Genomic DNA, 15,933 nt, shown 5'->3' with positions numbered 1-15,933 from the left:
TCGCGAAACAGCTTAGTTATAATACCACACCCCTTCCCTTATGTCAACTCTTTTTGCAAAAAAATTGCGCAAAACTTACATTTCTTTCTTTTTTGCCACTTTATCGGGAGAGATACCTATTATATATAAACTATATCTCATCCTCCGTTGGCTTCTGCTATCGAAATGGAAGGGAAATCCAAATCTCCCTCTTGCTTTTTTTCAAAACTGTGGTATACTAGTACTGTTCTATTGATGGACATGTGCTCGTAGCTCAGCTGGATAGAGCGTTAGACTCCGACTCTAAAGGCCGCTGGTTCGAATCCAGTCGGGCACACCACGTCGCCGCAAGCGTTATATCGCTTGCGGCGATTTTTTTGAAGTCACCGCGCGCTCATCTTGCTGCGGCTCCTTTTCAAATCGAACCCGCTTCGCCGGACTTCGATTTGGTTTCGGGTGCGAACCTGTGAAAATTGATTTTGACTGCTTATTGCAATGAAAACCCACATGAACTTTGTTGTTCTTGCGGGTTCTTTTTGCGTTTAGGCGCCTTTGGGCCCATCATGAATCCCGGCCTATATCCATAGGGGATCCCCAGACAGCTTCCCTTTCTTGTATCCGCCCCGAACCTGTGCCCTTGACTTTCCCTGAGGATGTTGCTAAAATAGCCTTATAAAGAACATTTGTTCTATAAGGGAGCGATTACAGTGAATATCCTGGAAAAACTGACCATCCTGTCCGACGCCGCCAAATACGATGCGGCCTGCACCTCCAGCGGGGCCACCCGGACAGCCCGGCCCGGCTCCATCGGCAGCTGTGAAGCCAGCGGCATCTGCCACAGCTTTTCGGCGGATGGGCGGTGCATCTCCCTATTGAAAGTCCTCCTCTCCAACGACTGCGCCTATGACTGCAAATACTGTGTCAACCGCCGCTCCGGCGACACCCCTCGAGCCACCTTTGAACCCCGGGAGCTGGCCGACCTCACCCTGCAGTTCTATCGCCGCAACTATATCGAAGGGCTGTTTTTGAGCTCCGGCGTAGTGAAGAACCCCGACTATACCTGTGAACAGATGATCGAGGTCTTGCGGATTCTGCGCGATGAATACCAGTTCGCCGGTTACATCCACTGCAAAGCCATCCCGGGGGCGGACAGTGCCCTTATCGCCCGGATGGGCCTGCTCGCCGACCGGATCAGCGTCAACATCGAGTTCCCCTCCCAGGCGAGTTTACAGATGCTGGCCCCCGCCAAAACCAAGGAACGGATTTTAGGCCCTATGAAGCTGATTTCCACCTCCATCCAGCAAAACAGCCGGGAAATCGTCCAGTACCGCCACTCCCCCAAATTTGCCCCAGCCGGCCAAAGCACCCAGATGATTGTAGGCGCCACGCCGGAAAGCGATCTGCAAATCCTCACCCTCACCCAGGCGTTGTACCGCAAATACCATTTAAAAAGGGTGTTTTTTTCCGCCTATATCCCGGTGCAGGAGGATTCCTGCCTCCCCGCCCTAGATACCAAGCCGCCCCTCCTGCGGGAGCACCGGCTGTACCAGGCAGATTGGCTTTTGCGGTTCTATGGGTTCGATGCCAAAGAGCTGCTGGACGAGAGGCACCCCAACTTCAATCCCCTTCTAGACCCCAAGTGCAGCTGGGCGGTGAGCCACCTGGACCAATTCCCGGTGGAGGTCAACACCGCCCCTTATGAGCTGCTTTTGCGGGTGCCGGGCATCGGGGTGAAAAGCGCCGGCCGGATCCTCACCGCCCGCCGCCACTGCCGGCTGGATTTTGCCGGCCTCAAAAAGCTGGGGGTGGTGCTCAAGCGGGCCCAATACTTCCTCACCTGCGGGGGGAAGATGGTGGAGGGCCTCCACTTCTCCCCCGACGGGGTGCTGCGAGGGCTGCTGCTCTCCCAGGGGGCCCCCCAGGAGCCGGTAGAACAGCTCTCCCTCTTCGCCCCCAAACTTCCCACCAGAGAGGATGTGGTCTCGTGTTTAACCGGCCAGCTTTAGTCTACCGCTGCGACGGCACCTTGGACGGCCTCCTCTGCTGCGTCTTTGAAAGTTATGTCCGCAAAGAAGAGCCCATGGATATATTGGAAGAAGAGGGAACCCTTTTCCCCTGCCGGGAAATTGAGACAGACCCTCAGAAGGCGGCCCGGGTAGCCCGCTCCCTTCTCAAAATCTCCCAGCGGGTGTTCGACCTGGTCCAGGAAGGGATGCTCTCCGCCATGCCCGGCCGGGGAATGGTGGTCTACCGCTTCATCCGCCTCGCCTATCAGGTGGGGGACAAGGCAGCGCTGCTCCTCACCAATGACACTGTCGCCACCCTCCATCGCTGGACCAGTCAACTGCGCCACGAGGCGCACCTTTACACCGGGTTTGTCCGGTTCACCGACTGGCAGGGGGCGTTGGTGGCAAAAATTGAGCCCAAAGGCCAGGTCCTCCCCCTGATAGCCGGTCACTTTGCAGGCCGCTACCCGGGGGAACGGTTTTTGATCTTCGACGCTGTCCACCGCATGGCCCTAGTCCACCAGCCGGGCCGCACAGCCATCCTGCCGGTGGAGGATCTGGAACTTCCCCCAACCACCCCGGAGGAGGCACAGTGCCGCCGGCTATGGCGGGCTTATCATCAAGCCATCTCCATCCAGGAGAGGGAGAATCCCCGTGCCCAGCGGGGCCATCTCGCCTTGCGGTACCGGGGGCAGATGACCGAGTTCCAGTCAGACGATCCCTCTGGAGCCCCGCCAAAGGCGCTCCCCTAAAAGCATCTATGTTTGAGGCGCCTCTCCCCGTATGTGCGGGGGAGGCGCCTCTTTTTCTTTCTCATACCAGGATTCTCAACCACCTTTCCTCTGTTGTTCATTCAGCCGTCAAACCCACCGGATATCTTTAGACCTGTAACCAACCGGCAGACAGCAAAAAAATTGAACGATAGAATAAGGAGGTTTCACCATGGCCACATACCAAGATGTGTTCGCACGGTATGAGAAAAAATACAAGCTGACCCTCAGCCAATATGCGGCCCTGCGCCGCTGGCTTCAAGACCGGATGGAAGTGGATTCCTACGGCCTTCACACCATCTGCAACATCTACTACGATACCCCGGATTTCCAGCTGATCCGCACTTCCCTGGAAAAACCTGTCTACAAAGAAAAACTCCGCCTGCGCAGCTACGGCGTCCCCGGTGGAGACACCCCGGTGTTTGTGGAGCTGAAAAAGAAATTGGATGGGGTGGTGTATAAGCGCCGGGTCTCCCTCCCTCTGCGGGAGGCGAAGCGGTACCTGGCCTATGAGGGCCGTCCGGATCTGGATTGCCAAATCCTCCGGGAGATCGACTGGGCACTGGCCCGCTACCCGCTGGAGCCCAAAGCCTTTATCGCCTATGACCGCATCGCCCTCTTTGGGCGGGAGGACCCCGACCTGCGCATCACCTTCGACTGCAACCTCCGCTGGCGGGACGCGTTCCTAGACCTTTCCCAAGGGGATTGGGGGCAGCCCCTCCTAGACAAACAGGAAATCCTGATGGAGGCAAAACTCCCTGCCGCCATGCCCCTGTGGCTCAGCCACGTGTTAGACCGCCTCCAAATCCGGCAGACTTCCTTTTCCAAATACGGCGCCTGCTATCAGCAGAACCTGTTCCCAGCACTTTTATCAACAGGGGGGATTTGTGTTGCTTAACTCCTTTTTTGCCCGTGTAACCCAAGATTCCATCACCCTCCCCGGCGTGCTGCTCTGCACTGGGGTCTCCCTCCTGCTGGGAGTGCTGATCGCCCTCATTTACATGCGCCAGGCCCGGTATACGAAAAGTTTTGCCGTCACCCTGGCCCTACTGCCTGCCATGGTAGAGATTGTCATCCTCCTGGTCAACGGTAACCTAGGCACCGGTGTGGCGGTGGCGGGGGCTTTCGGGCTGGTGCGGTTCCGCTCCCTGCCCGGCAGCGCCCGGGAGATCGGCAGCCTCTTTTTCGCCATGGCCATCGGCCTTGCCACCGGCATGGGCTATCTGGGATATGCCATCCTATTTTTTCTTCTAATCGGCGCGGCCATGCTCCTGCTGGGCAGCTGCTCCTTCGGCGAGGCCAAGGACGATGTCCGGGAGCTGAAAATCACCATCCCCGAAAGCCTTGACTACGACGGGATCTTTGACGATCTCTTTGCCAAATACACCCGAAGTGCCGTCCTGGACCGGGTGAAAACCACCAACATGGGCAGCCTCTACGAATTGACCTACCGGGTGGAGCTGGACGGCGGCGCCATCCCCAAGGCTTTTTTGGATGAGCTGCGCTGCCGCAACGGCAACCTGACCATCCTCTGCGGCCGGGTCTCCACCAACCGGGAAGAGCTGTAACCCACAAAAGGAGGGTATTTATAATGAAACTAAACCGACTCATCGCCGCTCTGGGGGCTGTTCTTCTGCTCCTCCCCACTTTGGCGGGGTGTGCGCAGAACCCAGGGCAAACATCATCATCCTCCCCTTCCGCTTCCCCCTATGAAGCACCGGAGGTCTCCATCCAATGGGATGAGGCCACCGCCACCAAAATAACCCTGTCCGGCGGCACTGCTCAGTGCGGGAGCTCTGCCGTCTCGGTGGATGGAGGAGTTATCACCATCCAAACAGCGGGGGACTACCTCATCTCCGGTGAACTGACCGACGGGCAGATCGTGGTGGACGCAGGCAAGGAGGATACAGTCCGGCTGATATTGTCCAATGCCTCTATCTCCTGCTCGGACAGCGCGGCCATCTACGCCAGGCAGGCTGGCCAGACGGTGGTCCTGCTGGCAAGCGGAACCCAAAACACCCTTTCCGACGGGGCAGACTACACCTATGCCGAGGGAGAGGATGAACCGGACGCCGCCCTTTTTGCCAAAGATGACCTGACCATCGCCGGGGAAGGCGCCCTCCAGGTGACCGGAAACTACAACAACGGCATTGGCACCAAGGACAACCTGGTGATTCAGGGGGGCAGCTTGGCCATTGCCGCAGCAAACGACGGTCTGCGGGGTCGGGATTCGGTCACCGTCCTGGGCGGGGAAATTTCCATCGACGCCGGAGGCAACGGTATCCGGTCCAACAACGACGAGGACCCGGAAAAAGGCTGGATTTCCCTTTTGGGCGGGGACTTCACCATCACCGCAGGGCAGGACGGCATTCAGGCGGAAACCAATCTCACCATCTCTGGCGGCACCTACGCCATCACCACCGGGGGTGGGGCGGAATCCGTCGGGCACACCTCCGGCGGGGATCCTCCGGCAGCCCAGCCCGGCAGACAGGGTGAGGCGGGAACTCCCCCTGCTAAACCCCAAGGAGATGCCGCACTCAGCGGGGAATCAGCCTCCCTCCCCAGCCTCCCCGCTCCGATGGCATCCCCCACTTTGGAAGATAGCTCTGCCTCCGACAGCTGCAAGGGGTTAAAAGCCGGCTCCTCCCTTGCTGTCACTGGCGGCGACTTCCAGCTGGACTGCGCCGACGACGCGGTCCATACAAACGGTGATTTAACGGTGGAGAGTGGGGCTTTTGCCATCTCTACAGGAGATGACGGCTTCCACGCCGACGGGGCTCTCACCATCAACGGCGGAACTATCTCCATCCTCCAAAGCTACGAAGGGCTGGAGGGCTCCACTGTCGAAATAAACGGGGGCGACATCCAGCTCACTGCCAGCGATGATGGGGTCAATGCGGCAGGCGGCAGCTATGGGGACAACTGGGACAGCTTCCGCGCCGACGGCAGCCACTTCGTCCGCATCACCGGCGGAACCCTCTGGGTGGATGCTCAGGGCGACGGGCTGGATTCCAACGGCGGCCTCTACCTGGATGGGGGAACGGTGTTGATCAGCGGCCCCACCGGGAACGGCAATGGCGCCTTGGACTACGACGGAGAATGCCTGGTCACTGGCGGCGTGCTGCTTGCCGCCGGCAGTTCCGGAATGGCCCAGGGGCCCAGCGCCAGCTCCAACCAAAACTCCCTGATGATCACCTTCTTGGAAAGCCAGGCTGCCGGCACCTTGGTCAACCTGTCGGATAGCCAAGGGCGGTCCATTCTCACCTTTGCCCCTTCCAAGGCGTTTCAGTCCCTGGTCATCAGCAGTCCTGAACTGGTTCAGGGGGAGGAATATACCCTCTCCACCGGCGGCAGCTGTGAGGATGGCCAAAATGGCTACTACGGCTCGGGCGTCTATACAGGCGGCACCAAGTTGTGTCAAGTCACCCTATCCGACACCATGACCACCATCTCCAGTGATGGCACTGTCCTCTCAGGGAATATGGGGGGCGGCTTTGGTGTCGGCAGGGGGAACCGCGGCCAGCGCCCCGCCAACGGGTAAATCCCCCACCAACCGGCAAGGCCCTCCCAGAATGCACTGGGAGGGCCTTGTTTTTGTATTAGGGGTTGGGGGTCACCTCGCGCAGGCAACTTTCCACAAACTCCGCCAGATGCTGGATGATCTGGGCGGTTTCTTCCACGGAACAACCCATCCGCAAATAGCGCTGGGCGATGACCTTCATGGATTCCCCGATCTCGATGATGTGGCCATCCGGGTCAAAAATCCGGGCGACCCTCTGCTGCCACTCATGCTTTTTGGGAGGATGAACCTGCTCCACCTCTGGGTAGGCGGCCAGCTTTTCCAAAAAGGCGTCAAAGTCCTCCACCTCAAAATAGAGTTCCATATTGCGGGGCCGCCAAACCATCGTCTCCTTGGGGATATCCAGCAGCCAGTCTAAACCTTCTTGAACGGCGAACCCGCCGCTGACGGTGACATTTCGCCCCAAGTCCATTTCGACCTTTTGGTCAAACAGCTCCCCATAGAACTTCTTGGACGCTCCACGTCCTGGACAGCCAGCAAGGGCAGTTGAAATTTCAAGCAGTCCCTCTTCTTTCTACCGTTTGTCCTCCCATTCCCCGGGGAAACAGACTGCCAGGAATTTGGCCATCAAGGGGATATAGGTGGCGATAAATACCCCCACTGCCCCAAAGGCCAGGGGCTTTTTCCATCTGGCTGGCGCCGCCGCCCCCAGGAGAATGCCCATGGCGCACAGGCAGAGTTTCAGCAATGCCAAGTCCTTCCAATCGCACTCCCGAATGTACTGGTCGGCTAGGTCAAACAGGTATCTCATGGGAAGGCCCTCCTTTTTGGGGTTGTGCCGGGGGTGACCCCGACGAGGTGGTTTTTGTGAGGATGCACCCGCTATGGGGAACCGTCTTTTCTTTAGTATAGCATAAGTCCCCTTCCAGAGGACAGCCTCGCTGCAAATTTCCCCTGGCAATGGTTCCCTCTTGCTGTTGAGGGGCAGCACAAACCCTGGCGGCGCTTTTGGGAAAGCAAACACCCACAACAAATCGGCTGCATACAACAAAAAGCTCCCCTGAGGGCCATCCCCCCGGGGAGCCAGGCGTTACCGCCCTTTGTGTTTTTCCTTTTTCTTCTGTTGCCGCAGGGCAAAAAGCCGTTGCCTTTCCTCTTCGGTCCTGGTTTTGCGGGCCAAAAGGCGGCTCTGTTTCCCCGCCTCCTGCTGGGCTTTCACCGCCTGCTGGGCCTTGGTGCCCACCCCTTTGGTTTGCAGCTGCCCCTTTACCTGCCTCTGCACACGCTTGGGGTTTTTGCCAAGGTCCTTGGGGGCCTGGGCTTCCACTGGCGGCCCAAACCGCAGCTTTCCCCAGTGGTTTAAAAAGTAGGCGTAGATCTCGCACTCCTTGGGCTCTTTGCCAAAGACCACTTTAGCAGCCCGCAGTCGCCCGCATTCCATGCGTTGGTACACCGCCACCCAAAAGGGGTCTTCAAAAAACACCGTGAGGCTGGCACTTGTGGATTCCATCCTAACATTCCTCCCATTTTTGCATGCTCTTGAGAACGGACAACCCATGGGAGGGCAGGTTACTGACAGGGGATGGCCCTGCGCCCGGACTACCAACCGGGCTGTGTTTTTATCTCTGCAACCCTATTGTATCGGTTTTTTCCCCTTGCTGCAACTGACGGATACGTACAAAAATAGTACCTGTGCCACTATTTTTGTAAAAGCCCCTTCTCCATTTACTTTTTCCCAGGGATTTTGTACAATGAAAGAAAACGGGCGCTGCCCAGTCAGACGAGGTGTCCCCTATGAAAAACACCACATTGTGTTACATTGAACAAGATGGCCGCTACCTGATGCTCCACCGGAACAAGAAGGAGCGGGACGAGAATAAGGACAAGTGGATCGGGGTAGGCGGCAAATTCTTGGAAAACGAAAGCCCGGAGGACTGCCTCCTGCGGGAGGTGTGGGAGGAGACCGGCCTCACCCTCACCCGTTGGCAGTTCCGGGGGATTGTCACCTTTGTCAGCGACCAGTGGCCCACCGAGTACATGCACCTCTTTACCGCCGACCAGTTCACAGGGGAGTTGCAGGACTGTATGGAGGGAGACCTTTGCTGGGTGGAAAAATCGGCCGTTCCCTTCCTTCCCCTGTGGGATGGTGACCGGATTTTCCTAGACTACCTGGCCCGGGAGGAGCCCTTTTTCTCCCTCAAACTGGTCTACCAAGGGGATCGCTTGGCAGAGGCCGTCTGCAACGGCCGCCCCCTGTGAGAAGCAGGGCTGGCAAAAGGTTCTCCGCCTCTCAAACCCATAAAAAAATAGCCGCAAATTGCGGCTATTTAAAAAAGAAGGTAAAACAGCGCCAACAAGATGGTTTTATCCGCTTTGGCATTCATGAGAAATAAGAGCAGTCCCAAAATCAAGATTTTTTCCCCATCCAGTTTCAGCGCTTTTAGGACGCCGCCCACCGCGGAATCGTCATCCTGGGGCAGAAATGCGTTGATCAGGTCGGCGATGGAGCCACCTTCCAGCACATCCTCCACCGCAGGGAGTACCTGCTGCCCCAGGTCCTTGAGCTGTTCCACCGGGGATGGAACCGGCGGCGGGGGCTGCCGCCTTTGAGGCGGGCCCGGTTTGCGGGGTGGAGGCGGCGGGTCCGGGTGTTCCCGGTTGACCGTCTCCAAGGTGGACTGGGCTTTTGCCTGCATTTCCTTAACCCGGCGGACCGCATCCTGCTGCATCCGCATCACATCATCGTCGGAGTAGCTGCTGGAACTGTTCCACGTCATGTCGCACCACCGCCAAACAGCCCGGATTCCTTTATGAGGGGCAGAAGTTTGATCAGCTGCATGATCTTTACAGCATCGTCCACCTTTTTGCTTCGCTCCTCACTGAGGTGGGGCTTTAACGCCATGAGGAGATCCACATTTTTATCGGATTTGGACAGGCGGGAGAGGGCGCCCTGAATTTTCATCAGCGTCCCCATGTCGATAGCGGGCAGGGAGCTCTGCTGCTGGGGCTGTTGGGTGCCCTGGCCCAACCCGAGGCTCCCCAAAACCGAACCCAGGGCGGAGAGATCCAAATTCCCCAGGGGGTTTTGCCCGCCGCTGCCTGGGGGATTCATCCCCTGGTTCACCGGCATGGGGTTCCCCCCTTGGTTCATTTGGTCCATCTGCCCTTGGGGGAATCCCATCCCGTTGTTCATTTGAGGCGGAATCCCCTGGTTCATACCGAGGTTCATCGAAGCTTGGTTCATAGCGGATGGATTGTTCATCTGGGGCTGGCTGTTCACCTGCCCGCCGGCCATATCGCCCAGCCCCAGAGCCGCGGCGGCCGATTTGAGCTGATTCATCGCCTCGGGATTGCCGAGGATCTGGCTCAGCGTGGAGGCAAGATCATCCATGGAGTTACTTCCCTCCCATCAATTCATTGAGCAGCTGTTTGGCCCGGGGGGTGTTCAGCAGCTGCTCCAGCGCCTGCGGGTTGGAGAGCAGACGGTTGATCTGAGCGGCTTGGTCTTGGTTGATGCCTTTCAGGGCCTCGTCAAAGGCGCCCTGCTCCAGCTGGCTCTTCAGCTTGGAAGGATCGGTGCCCAGCTTCTTGCCGGCCATGGAGAGCAGCATGTCGAGCCGGGCCTTATTCATCTGTGGGTTGTTGTTCAAACTATCACCACCTATTCCATTTCTACCAAATTTATGATAGATTAAAGATAAATATACACAAGGGGAGGGATCTCATGCGGATTGTCGTGTTCTCCGATAGCCATAATGAGTTTTTTGCCATTAAACGGATACTGGATCTAAACCAGGGGCGGGCGGATCTCTTTCTCCATTTGGGCGACGGCAACCGGGAGTTTGAAGACATCCGGGATCTCTACCCCGGGTGTGCGTTTCTCGGGGTGGCAGGCAACTGCGACCGGCTCTGCCGGGAAAAAGGCGAGCGGGAGTTCACCGAGGGAGGCGTGCGAATTCTCATGACCCACGGCCACGCCTATGGGGTGAAAAACGGCCTCTCCTCCCTTGTGCGCGAGGCGGAAAAACGGGGGATCGGCCTGGTGCTGTACGGCCATACCCACCATGCCAAGATCACCCGGCAGGATGGGGTGGTTCTCTTCAACCCCGGCACTCTGCGCCCTTCCTGCGATCAAACGGCCACCTATGGCATCGTGGACCTTGTAGACGGGGCCATCAACTGCAAGATTGTGGAGGCATAGCCATGGAACAGCTGGAACAACTCGCCACCAAACGGCTGGGGCGGACCTTTTTGTACTTCGACTCCATCCACTCCACCAACACCTATCTCAAGGAGCAGGGCGCCCAGCTGCCGGACGGCACCGCTGTAGTGGCGGGACATCAGTATGCCGGCCGCGGCCGCCAAGGGAAGGCTTGGCAGAGCAGCGAAGAAGCCCTCGCCCTCTCGGTCCTGCTCAAGGGGGTTCCTCCTTATCTTATGCAGATGCTTCCCATTTTGTTCGGAATTGGGGCCCGGCGGGCCCTTTCCCTCCTCTGCGGCCGGGAAATCCTGCTCAAATGGCCCAACGACCTCCTGCTGGGGGAGAAAAAAATCGCCGGCATCCTCTGCGAAAGCGCCGGCTTCGGGGAAGATGTCCTGGCGGTCTGCGGCATCGGGGTCAACCTTTTGCAGGAACCTTCCTTTTTCGCAGAGCTCCCCTACGGTTCCTCCCTTTGGGTCGAATGCGGGGTCCGGGTCTCCCCTGCTGTGGCGGGGGGGGCCATCCTCACCGCTTTCGAACAGGTGCTGGAAGAGTTTGCGGCAGGTGGCTTTTCCCCTCTGCGGGAGGAGTACGCCGCTTGTTGCATCAACTTGGGCCGGGAGGTCCGGGTGGTCACCCCGGCGGGGGAACAGACCGGCTTTGCCTATGGCATTGGGGAGGATGGCTGTCTCCTGGTCAAAGCCCCGGCGGGAGAGCTGGCAATCCGCTCCGGCGAGGCTTCGGTGCGGGGGGTATACGGGTATGTCTAACCGGCCTATCCTAAAAACAGCGCACAACATCTTTTCCATCCCTGGGCTCTGCCCGGGGATTTCTTATTTCTCCGGCGATATATGAAAACGTGAGAAATCCTGTCAAATACGCCACTGTAGCCCCAAACCAGGAGACAAATGCCCACCATGGGTAAAATCTCGCTAAATTGCGAAAAATTGGGGAAATCTGTCCTTTTGGGGTTGCATTTTCCCCCGGATGTGCGTATACTGTATATGCGGTAAAAAAACCGTCTAAAATGATTGAAAAAGGAGGTTCAGCAGTGGACGCTTGCGGCCAAAGTAGCAGGATGGACAGCGATTATCACGGGCAAATGGTTCTGTCGGCCACTGCTGTGCCGGCTTTCTAATTTTGGGCTTCCCCCCAAGGGGGCAGTCCGCCCCTGATCATCGCCCCATGGAGCGAGGCTTTCGCTTTGCCATGGGGCTTTTGTCTGTCTTTGCACCTCAAAATGCTGATGGGAGGTAGCCAAGATGGAAAACTATGAACTGAATTTTACCCGCCTCATCCAAATGGCGGAACAAAGGGATTACATCTCCCTGAAAAAAGAATTGGAAACCCTGCAGGAGGTGGACGTGGCCCAATTCCTCGAACTGCTGTCCGGGGAAAAAATTGTGGTGGTCTTCCGCACCCTGCCCAAGGAGATGGCGGCAGAGGTGTTCGCCAACCTGCAGCCGGAGACCCAGGAGTATATCGTCACCTCCATCACCGATCAGGAGATCGCGGTGATCATCGAGGATCTGTTTGTGGACGATGCGGTGGACTTCCTGGAGGAACTGCCCGCCAACGTAGTCAAACGGGTGCTGAAAAATGCCGGGGCGGACACCCGGGCCCAGATCAACCAGTTTTTGAACTACCCGGAGAACTCTGCCGGCAGCATCATGACCGCCGAGTTCACCGACCTGCGCAAGACCATGACAGTGGCCCAGGCCATCGACCATATCCGCCGCACCGGCGAGGACCGGGAGACCATCTACACCTGCTATGTCATCGACGACCGGCGGGTCCTGGACGGGGTGGTTTCGGTGAAAAGCCTGCTTCTAGCCGACGACGAACAGCTGATCCTAGATGTGATGGACACCGACATCATCTCGGTCAACACCGAGGACGACCGGGAGGATGTGGCACAGCTCTTCTCCAAATACGGGCTTCTCTCCCTGCCGGTGGTGGACAAGGAGAACCGCCTGGTGGGCATCGTCACGGTGGATGACGCAGTGGAGGTCATCGAGCAGGAGGCCACCGAGGACTTTGAAAAGATGGCCGCCATGCTCCCCAGTGAGCGGCCCTACCTAAAGACCAGCGTGTTCGACCTGGCCAAAAACCGGATCATGTGGCTGCTGGTACTGATGATTTCCGCCATGATCACCGGCGGGGTGCTGGAGCGGTATGAAACCGCCTTCGCCGCTATGCCTCTGCTGGTCACCTTTATCCCTATGCTCACCGATACCGGCGGCAATGCCGGATCCCAAAGTTCCACTTTGATCATCCGCGGGATGGCGGTGTCGGAAATCCACCCCAAGGACCTTCCCCAGGTTGTCTGGAAAGAACTGCGGGTCAGCGTCTTGGTGGGCCTAGTCCTCAGTGTGGTCAACTTTATCCAGCTGGCCATCCGCTACCCGGGCAATGAGCTGGTGGCCCTCACCGTGGTGCTCAGCCTTTTTGCCACGGTGGTCATCGCCAAAACTGTGGGCTGTGTGCTGCCCATCCTCGCCAAGATGTGTCACGCCGACCCGGCCATCATGGCCGCGCCGCTGATCACCACCGTCGTAGATGCCTTCGCCCTGATCATCTACTTTTCCCTGGCACAGCGGCTGCTGGGGCTGTAAAAACTTTCTGCTCTTGCAGACAAAGGGCCCCTGTAAAACACCCTGGGAAATTTCCCAGGGTGTTTTTTCACCCTTGTGGCAGCAATAGATCCTTTTCGGTGGCTGCGCCGCTCCCCCAGGCAACCGCCGGTTCGCGGCGGGTCTGGCAGCCGTATTGAAATCAATCCTTCTAAATTTTTTCACCGGGCTTTTTATATGACACACAGCTGTCATATTTCCTGCAATATACTAAAGGCATCAAAAGAAAGGAGCGAAATCATATGGAAAACAAAGAGAACAAGATGATTTTTTGTCAAAGCTGCGGCATGCCCCTGGAAAAAGAAGAGGATTTCGGCACCAATGTTGACGGCAGCCCCAACGGCGACTACTGTGCCTACTGCTACAGGGGCGGGGCATTCCTTGCCGACTGCACCATGGAGGAGATGATTGATTTCTGCCTGGAGGCCACCAAGGACACCGGACTTTACACCGACCGGGAGGAGGCCCGCTGCCAGATGATGGATTGGTTCCCCACCCTCAAGCGCTGGAGCAAATAGCTCTTAACCCAGCAGCAGCCCCGGATTTCCTAGGAAATCCGGGGCTGCTTGTCATTTGCTCACAATCTATTTTAGAGGCTCAGGCTGTTTGTTTCGGGTTCCTCCCCCAAAGAGGCAAAATAAGCGCGGTTATGGGCCACCTCTTTGGAATCTGGGCGATAGGTTGCCGCCAATTCATTGTAAGCGGCGGCTTCCCGCCTGCGGCCAAGCTGGTCCAGGCAGACACACAGCTGGATGGCCGGCAGAAAGCCATAGCAGTCGGGGGAAACGAACCCGCCGGATTGGTCCTCCCGCGGGCGGGAAAGGGCGGTTTGGTACCAGAAAACCGCTTCTTCAAACCGCCCCTGCCCCAGGAACCAGGCCCCCAGGTCACAGCAGAGTTCCGCTCGGGGCGGGGCGAGGGCCAGCCCCCGCAGGAGGGCAAACAAGGCATCCTCCTGCCACCCCAACTGCCGGTAGCAGCCGCTGAGAAGGCGGCAGGCATCCAGTTTGTTTTCCACCCAGGCGGTTGGCTCCAGCAAAAAGAGCTCCAGAACTTGGATGGCTTTGGCATATTCCCGGTGATCCACCAGCTCCCGGCCATAATAGAACTGTTGCCGGGGCCCCAGTTTCTCCCCATCCGCCAGCATTTTTTCATAGATGCGCAGGTTGCGGTCCAGGTCGCCAGATCGGGTCTTCCGGTGGGTTACCCCGATGTCCGAATATACAATGACCCCCCTGGGGGTGATGACTTCATGGACCTTGCCTTCCCACAAGAAACCGGCGTGATTTTTTAACAGGCGTTCCCGGTAATAGGAGAAAGTGGGGTTGCCAGCGGAATCAAAGGCTACATGATACCGCATCATCACCAGGTCCACTTGGGGGGAAAGGGTTTCTTTTAAGGAGAGGAACTTCTCCCGGTCGGGCTGGAGCAGCAAATCATCGGCGTCCAGCCACAAGAGATAGTCCCCTGTCGCCTTGGAAAACGCGTAGTTTCGGGCGGCGGCGAAATCGTCCGTCCACTGGTAGGGGTAGACGGCGTCGGTGTACTGCCGGGCCACCTCCTGAGTGCGGTCGGTGGAACCGGTGTCCACCACAATAATTTCATCGGCGATTCCCTGGACACTGTCCAAACAGCGGCCAAGGGTTTCCTCCTCATTCTTGACAATCATACACAAACTGATGGTGATCATAGTCCTGTCCTCTCCCCGTGGATTTGCGGCAGTGCCGCACTCTATCCTATGCTCAGGGACGAAAAATGTGACAGCGGCCGGTGCTTTTTCCCTGGCGGACTGCCAAGGGCAGAGAGCAAAGTCCCTGGAAGGCTTGCCCCAGCTATAAAACCAGCCTCCCCCGGGGAAGATAAACCTAAGACACAAAAAGACAGCAGCTTGGCTGCTGTCTTAGTTGCCAGGGGTCGGGCCGCCGTAGTTTTCCAGGATTTTTTGCGCCTCCTCCCCCAGTCTGCGGCGGAGTTCCGGCGGGGAAAGCACCGTCATCTCCCGCCCAAAGGAGAGTAGATACCCACAGATGCCCCCGTCGTCCGGGTACTGATCCACCACCAGGAACCCGCCTTCCGGCAGATGGGTCACCTTTTCCGGCGGGAATTCATCATACACCCGGAAGGCTGCCTTCTCGGTGAACCGCAGCCGCACTTCGATTGTTTTTCCCCAGCTGGAGGGCAGTTCTTCCACCTCCGGCGGGAGAGGCCGGGGCAAGAATTTTTCCTCCAAAAGGGCGGGCTCCTCCATCCGGCAGATTTTGAAGGTGCGAAACGCCTGCCGTTCCCGGCAGTATCCCTGCAAATACCAGGAGCCATATTTAAACCGCAGTTTCACTGGCTCCACCCGGCGCTGGGTCCGCTGGCCGCTCATACCGCAATAGGAGAATTGGAGCACCCTCCGGCCGACGATGGCCTGCCGCAGCAGGGCAAACCTCTCCCGCTCCACCGGGCCGCTGCCCCAGGAGGAAAAATCCACGTCAATCCAATTGGCGGCACTGTCCCCAAACAAACTCCCCAGCCGGGAGAGGATCTCTTGGCTGTCCGTACCGCCGGTGGCCTGCAAGCTCTGCAAGGCGAAGAGGATGTCGTTTTGCTCCTCCTTGGTCAGGAGGGACTTGTCCAATACAAAACCGGGCAGCAAACCCAAGCCGCCGCCCCTCCCTTTGGTGGAGTAAATGGGGATCCCCGCTTGGGAGAGGGCCTCCACATCCCGGTAGATGGTCCGGGTGGAGACTTCAAACCGCTCCGCCAGCTGGGAGGCGGTCATCTCCCCCCGCTCCAGCAGGAGATAGATTATTTGAAACAGCCGGTTGCCCTGCACAGG

At 58.0% G+C, this 15,933-nt stretch carries 17 protein-coding genes, 1 tRNA gene and 1 pseudogene; 11 read left to right on the top strand and 8 right to left on the bottom strand.

What is annotated here, in order from left to right:
• The first annotated feature begins 242 nt into the window (after window positions 1-242).
• The 6 genes from RDQ42_RS07200 to RDQ42_RS07175 all read left to right on the top strand — a co-directional run bounded on the left by RDQ42_RS07200 (window position 243) and on the right by RDQ42_RS07175 (window position 6,296).
• A tRNA-Arg gene (locus tag RDQ42_RS07200) sits at window positions 243-319 on the top strand.
• Between the two features lie 367 nt (window positions 320-686).
• The gene (locus tag RDQ42_RS07195) at window positions 687-1,985 is read left to right on the top strand and encodes a putative DNA modification/repair radical SAM protein (protein ID WP_231358768.1); all 1,299 of its coding nucleotides are present in this window, start codon (window positions 687-689) and stop codon (window positions 1,983-1,985) included.
• Window positions 1,964-2,737, top strand: a complete 774-nt coding sequence (locus tag RDQ42_RS07190; protein ID WP_308588487.1) for a TIGR03915 family putative DNA repair protein — start codon at window positions 1,964-1,966, stop codon at window positions 2,735-2,737. Before RDQ42_RS07195 ends, RDQ42_RS07190 begins: the two co-directional genes overlap by 22 nt.
• Before the next feature lie 190 nt (window positions 2,738-2,927).
• Window positions 2,928-3,653, top strand: a complete 726-nt coding sequence (locus tag RDQ42_RS07185) for a polyphosphate polymerase domain-containing protein (protein WP_054332217.1) — start codon at window positions 2,928-2,930, stop codon at window positions 3,651-3,653.
• Entirely contained in the window at window positions 3,646-4,323 is a 678-nt protein-coding gene (locus RDQ42_RS07180; RefSeq protein WP_231358769.1) for a DUF4956 domain-containing protein, read from the top strand. Before RDQ42_RS07185 ends, RDQ42_RS07180 begins: the two co-directional genes overlap by 8 nt.
• Window positions 4,324-4,346: 23 nt before the next feature.
• A complete protein-coding gene (locus RDQ42_RS07175; protein ID WP_231358770.1) occupies window positions 4,347-6,296 on the top strand; it encodes a carbohydrate-binding domain-containing protein in 1,950 nt (649 codons plus the stop codon).
• Window positions 6,297-6,354: 58 nt separating this feature from the next.
• Here the strand turns inward: RDQ42_RS07175 and RDQ42_RS07170 are convergent.
• From RDQ42_RS07170 to RDQ42_RS07160, 3 genes and pseudogenes are all read right to left on the bottom strand, one after another.
• Window positions 6,355-6,833: pseudogene (locus RDQ42_RS07170) on the bottom strand (VOC family protein).
• Between the two features lie 16 nt (window positions 6,834-6,849).
• Window positions 6,850-7,086: a permease of phosphate ABC transporter gene (locus tag RDQ42_RS07165; RefSeq protein ID WP_071427468.1), complete on the bottom strand. Its 237-nt coding sequence runs from the start codon at window positions 7,084-7,086 to the stop codon at window positions 6,850-6,852.
• 279 nt (window positions 7,087-7,365) lie between these two features.
• Complete coding sequence (locus RDQ42_RS07160) at window positions 7,366-7,785, bottom strand: YjdF family protein (protein ID WP_231358771.1); 420 nt, start codon at window positions 7,783-7,785, stop codon at window positions 7,366-7,368.
• A gap of 284 nt (window positions 7,786-8,069) precedes the next feature.
• Here RDQ42_RS07160 and RDQ42_RS07155 point away from each other — a divergent pair, with 284 nt between their 5' ends.
• Window positions 8,070-8,534: an 8-oxo-dGTP diphosphatase gene (locus RDQ42_RS07155; protein ID WP_054332221.1), complete on the top strand. Its 465-nt coding sequence runs from the start codon at window positions 8,070-8,072 to the stop codon at window positions 8,532-8,534.
• Between the two features lie 68 nt (window positions 8,535-8,602).
• On the opposite strand, the gene RDQ42_RS07150 is transcribed toward RDQ42_RS07155, so the two are convergent.
• The 3 genes from RDQ42_RS07150 to RDQ42_RS07140 are packed head-to-tail and all read right to left on the bottom strand — an operon-like array spanning window position 8,603 to window position 9,925.
• Window positions 8,603-9,052 carry a hypothetical protein gene (locus tag RDQ42_RS07150; RefSeq protein ID WP_054332222.1) on the bottom strand — a complete coding sequence of 150 codons (450 nt, stop codon included), beginning with the start codon at window positions 9,050-9,052 and terminating at the stop codon, window positions 8,603-8,605.
• On the bottom strand, window positions 9,049-9,666 hold the full coding sequence (locus RDQ42_RS07145) for a hypothetical protein (protein WP_054332223.1): 618 nt from the start codon (window positions 9,664-9,666) through the stop codon (window positions 9,049-9,051). The genes RDQ42_RS07150 and RDQ42_RS07145 overlap by 4 nt, the downstream gene beginning before the upstream one ends.
• 4 nt (window positions 9,667-9,670) lie before the next feature.
• Window positions 9,671-9,925 carry a hypothetical protein gene (locus RDQ42_RS07140; protein WP_054332224.1) on the bottom strand — a complete coding sequence of 85 codons (255 nt, stop codon included), beginning with the start codon at window positions 9,923-9,925 and terminating at the stop codon, window positions 9,671-9,673.
• Between the two features lie 74 nt (window positions 9,926-9,999).
• Between RDQ42_RS07140 and RDQ42_RS07135 the strand changes: the two genes are divergently transcribed.
• The 4 genes from RDQ42_RS07135 to RDQ42_RS07120 all read left to right on the top strand — a co-directional run bounded on the left by RDQ42_RS07135 (window position 10,000) and on the right by RDQ42_RS07120 (window position 13,627).
• Window positions 10,000-10,476, top strand: coding sequence for a metallophosphoesterase family protein (locus RDQ42_RS07135; RefSeq protein ID WP_071427469.1), 477 nt, complete (start codon window positions 10,000-10,002; stop codon window positions 10,474-10,476).
• 2 nt (window positions 10,477-10,478) lie between these two features.
• A complete protein-coding gene (locus tag RDQ42_RS07130) occupies window positions 10,479-11,246 on the top strand; it encodes a biotin--[acetyl-CoA-carboxylase] ligase (protein ID WP_308588485.1) in 768 nt (255 codons plus the stop codon).
• Between the two features lie 492 nt (window positions 11,247-11,738).
• Window positions 11,739-13,091: a magnesium transporter gene (gene mgtE / locus RDQ42_RS07125; RefSeq protein WP_231358772.1), complete on the top strand. Its 1,353-nt coding sequence runs from the start codon at window positions 11,739-11,741 to the stop codon at window positions 13,089-13,091.
• Between the two features lie 260 nt (window positions 13,092-13,351).
• Entirely contained in the window at window positions 13,352-13,627 is a 276-nt protein-coding gene (locus RDQ42_RS07120; protein ID WP_054332228.1) for a zinc ribbon domain-containing protein, read from the top strand.
• 71 nt (window positions 13,628-13,698) lie between these two features.
• On the opposite strand, the gene RDQ42_RS07115 is transcribed toward RDQ42_RS07120, so the two are convergent.
• Together RDQ42_RS07115 and RDQ42_RS07110 are read right to left on the bottom strand one after the other, a co-directional pair.
• The gene (locus tag RDQ42_RS07115) at window positions 13,699-14,799 is read right to left on the bottom strand and encodes a glycosyltransferase (RefSeq protein ID WP_308588483.1); all 1,101 of its coding nucleotides are present in this window, start codon (window positions 14,797-14,799) and stop codon (window positions 13,699-13,701) included.
• A 210-nt stretch (window positions 14,800-15,009) separates the two neighbouring features.
• Window positions 15,010-15,930 carry a YafY family protein gene (locus RDQ42_RS07110; RefSeq protein WP_054332230.1) on the bottom strand — a complete coding sequence of 307 codons (921 nt, stop codon included), beginning with the start codon at window positions 15,928-15,930 and terminating at the stop codon, window positions 15,010-15,012.
• Window positions 15,931-15,933: the final 3 nt, after the last annotated feature.

The sequence above is a fragment of the uncultured Merdimmobilis sp. genome (genome assembly GCF_902471145.1).
Taxonomy (GTDB): Bacteria; Bacillota; Clostridia; order Oscillospirales; family Ruminococcaceae; genus Merdimmobilis; species Merdimmobilis hominis.
This window is presented reverse-complemented; position numbering and strand designations above follow the sequence as displayed.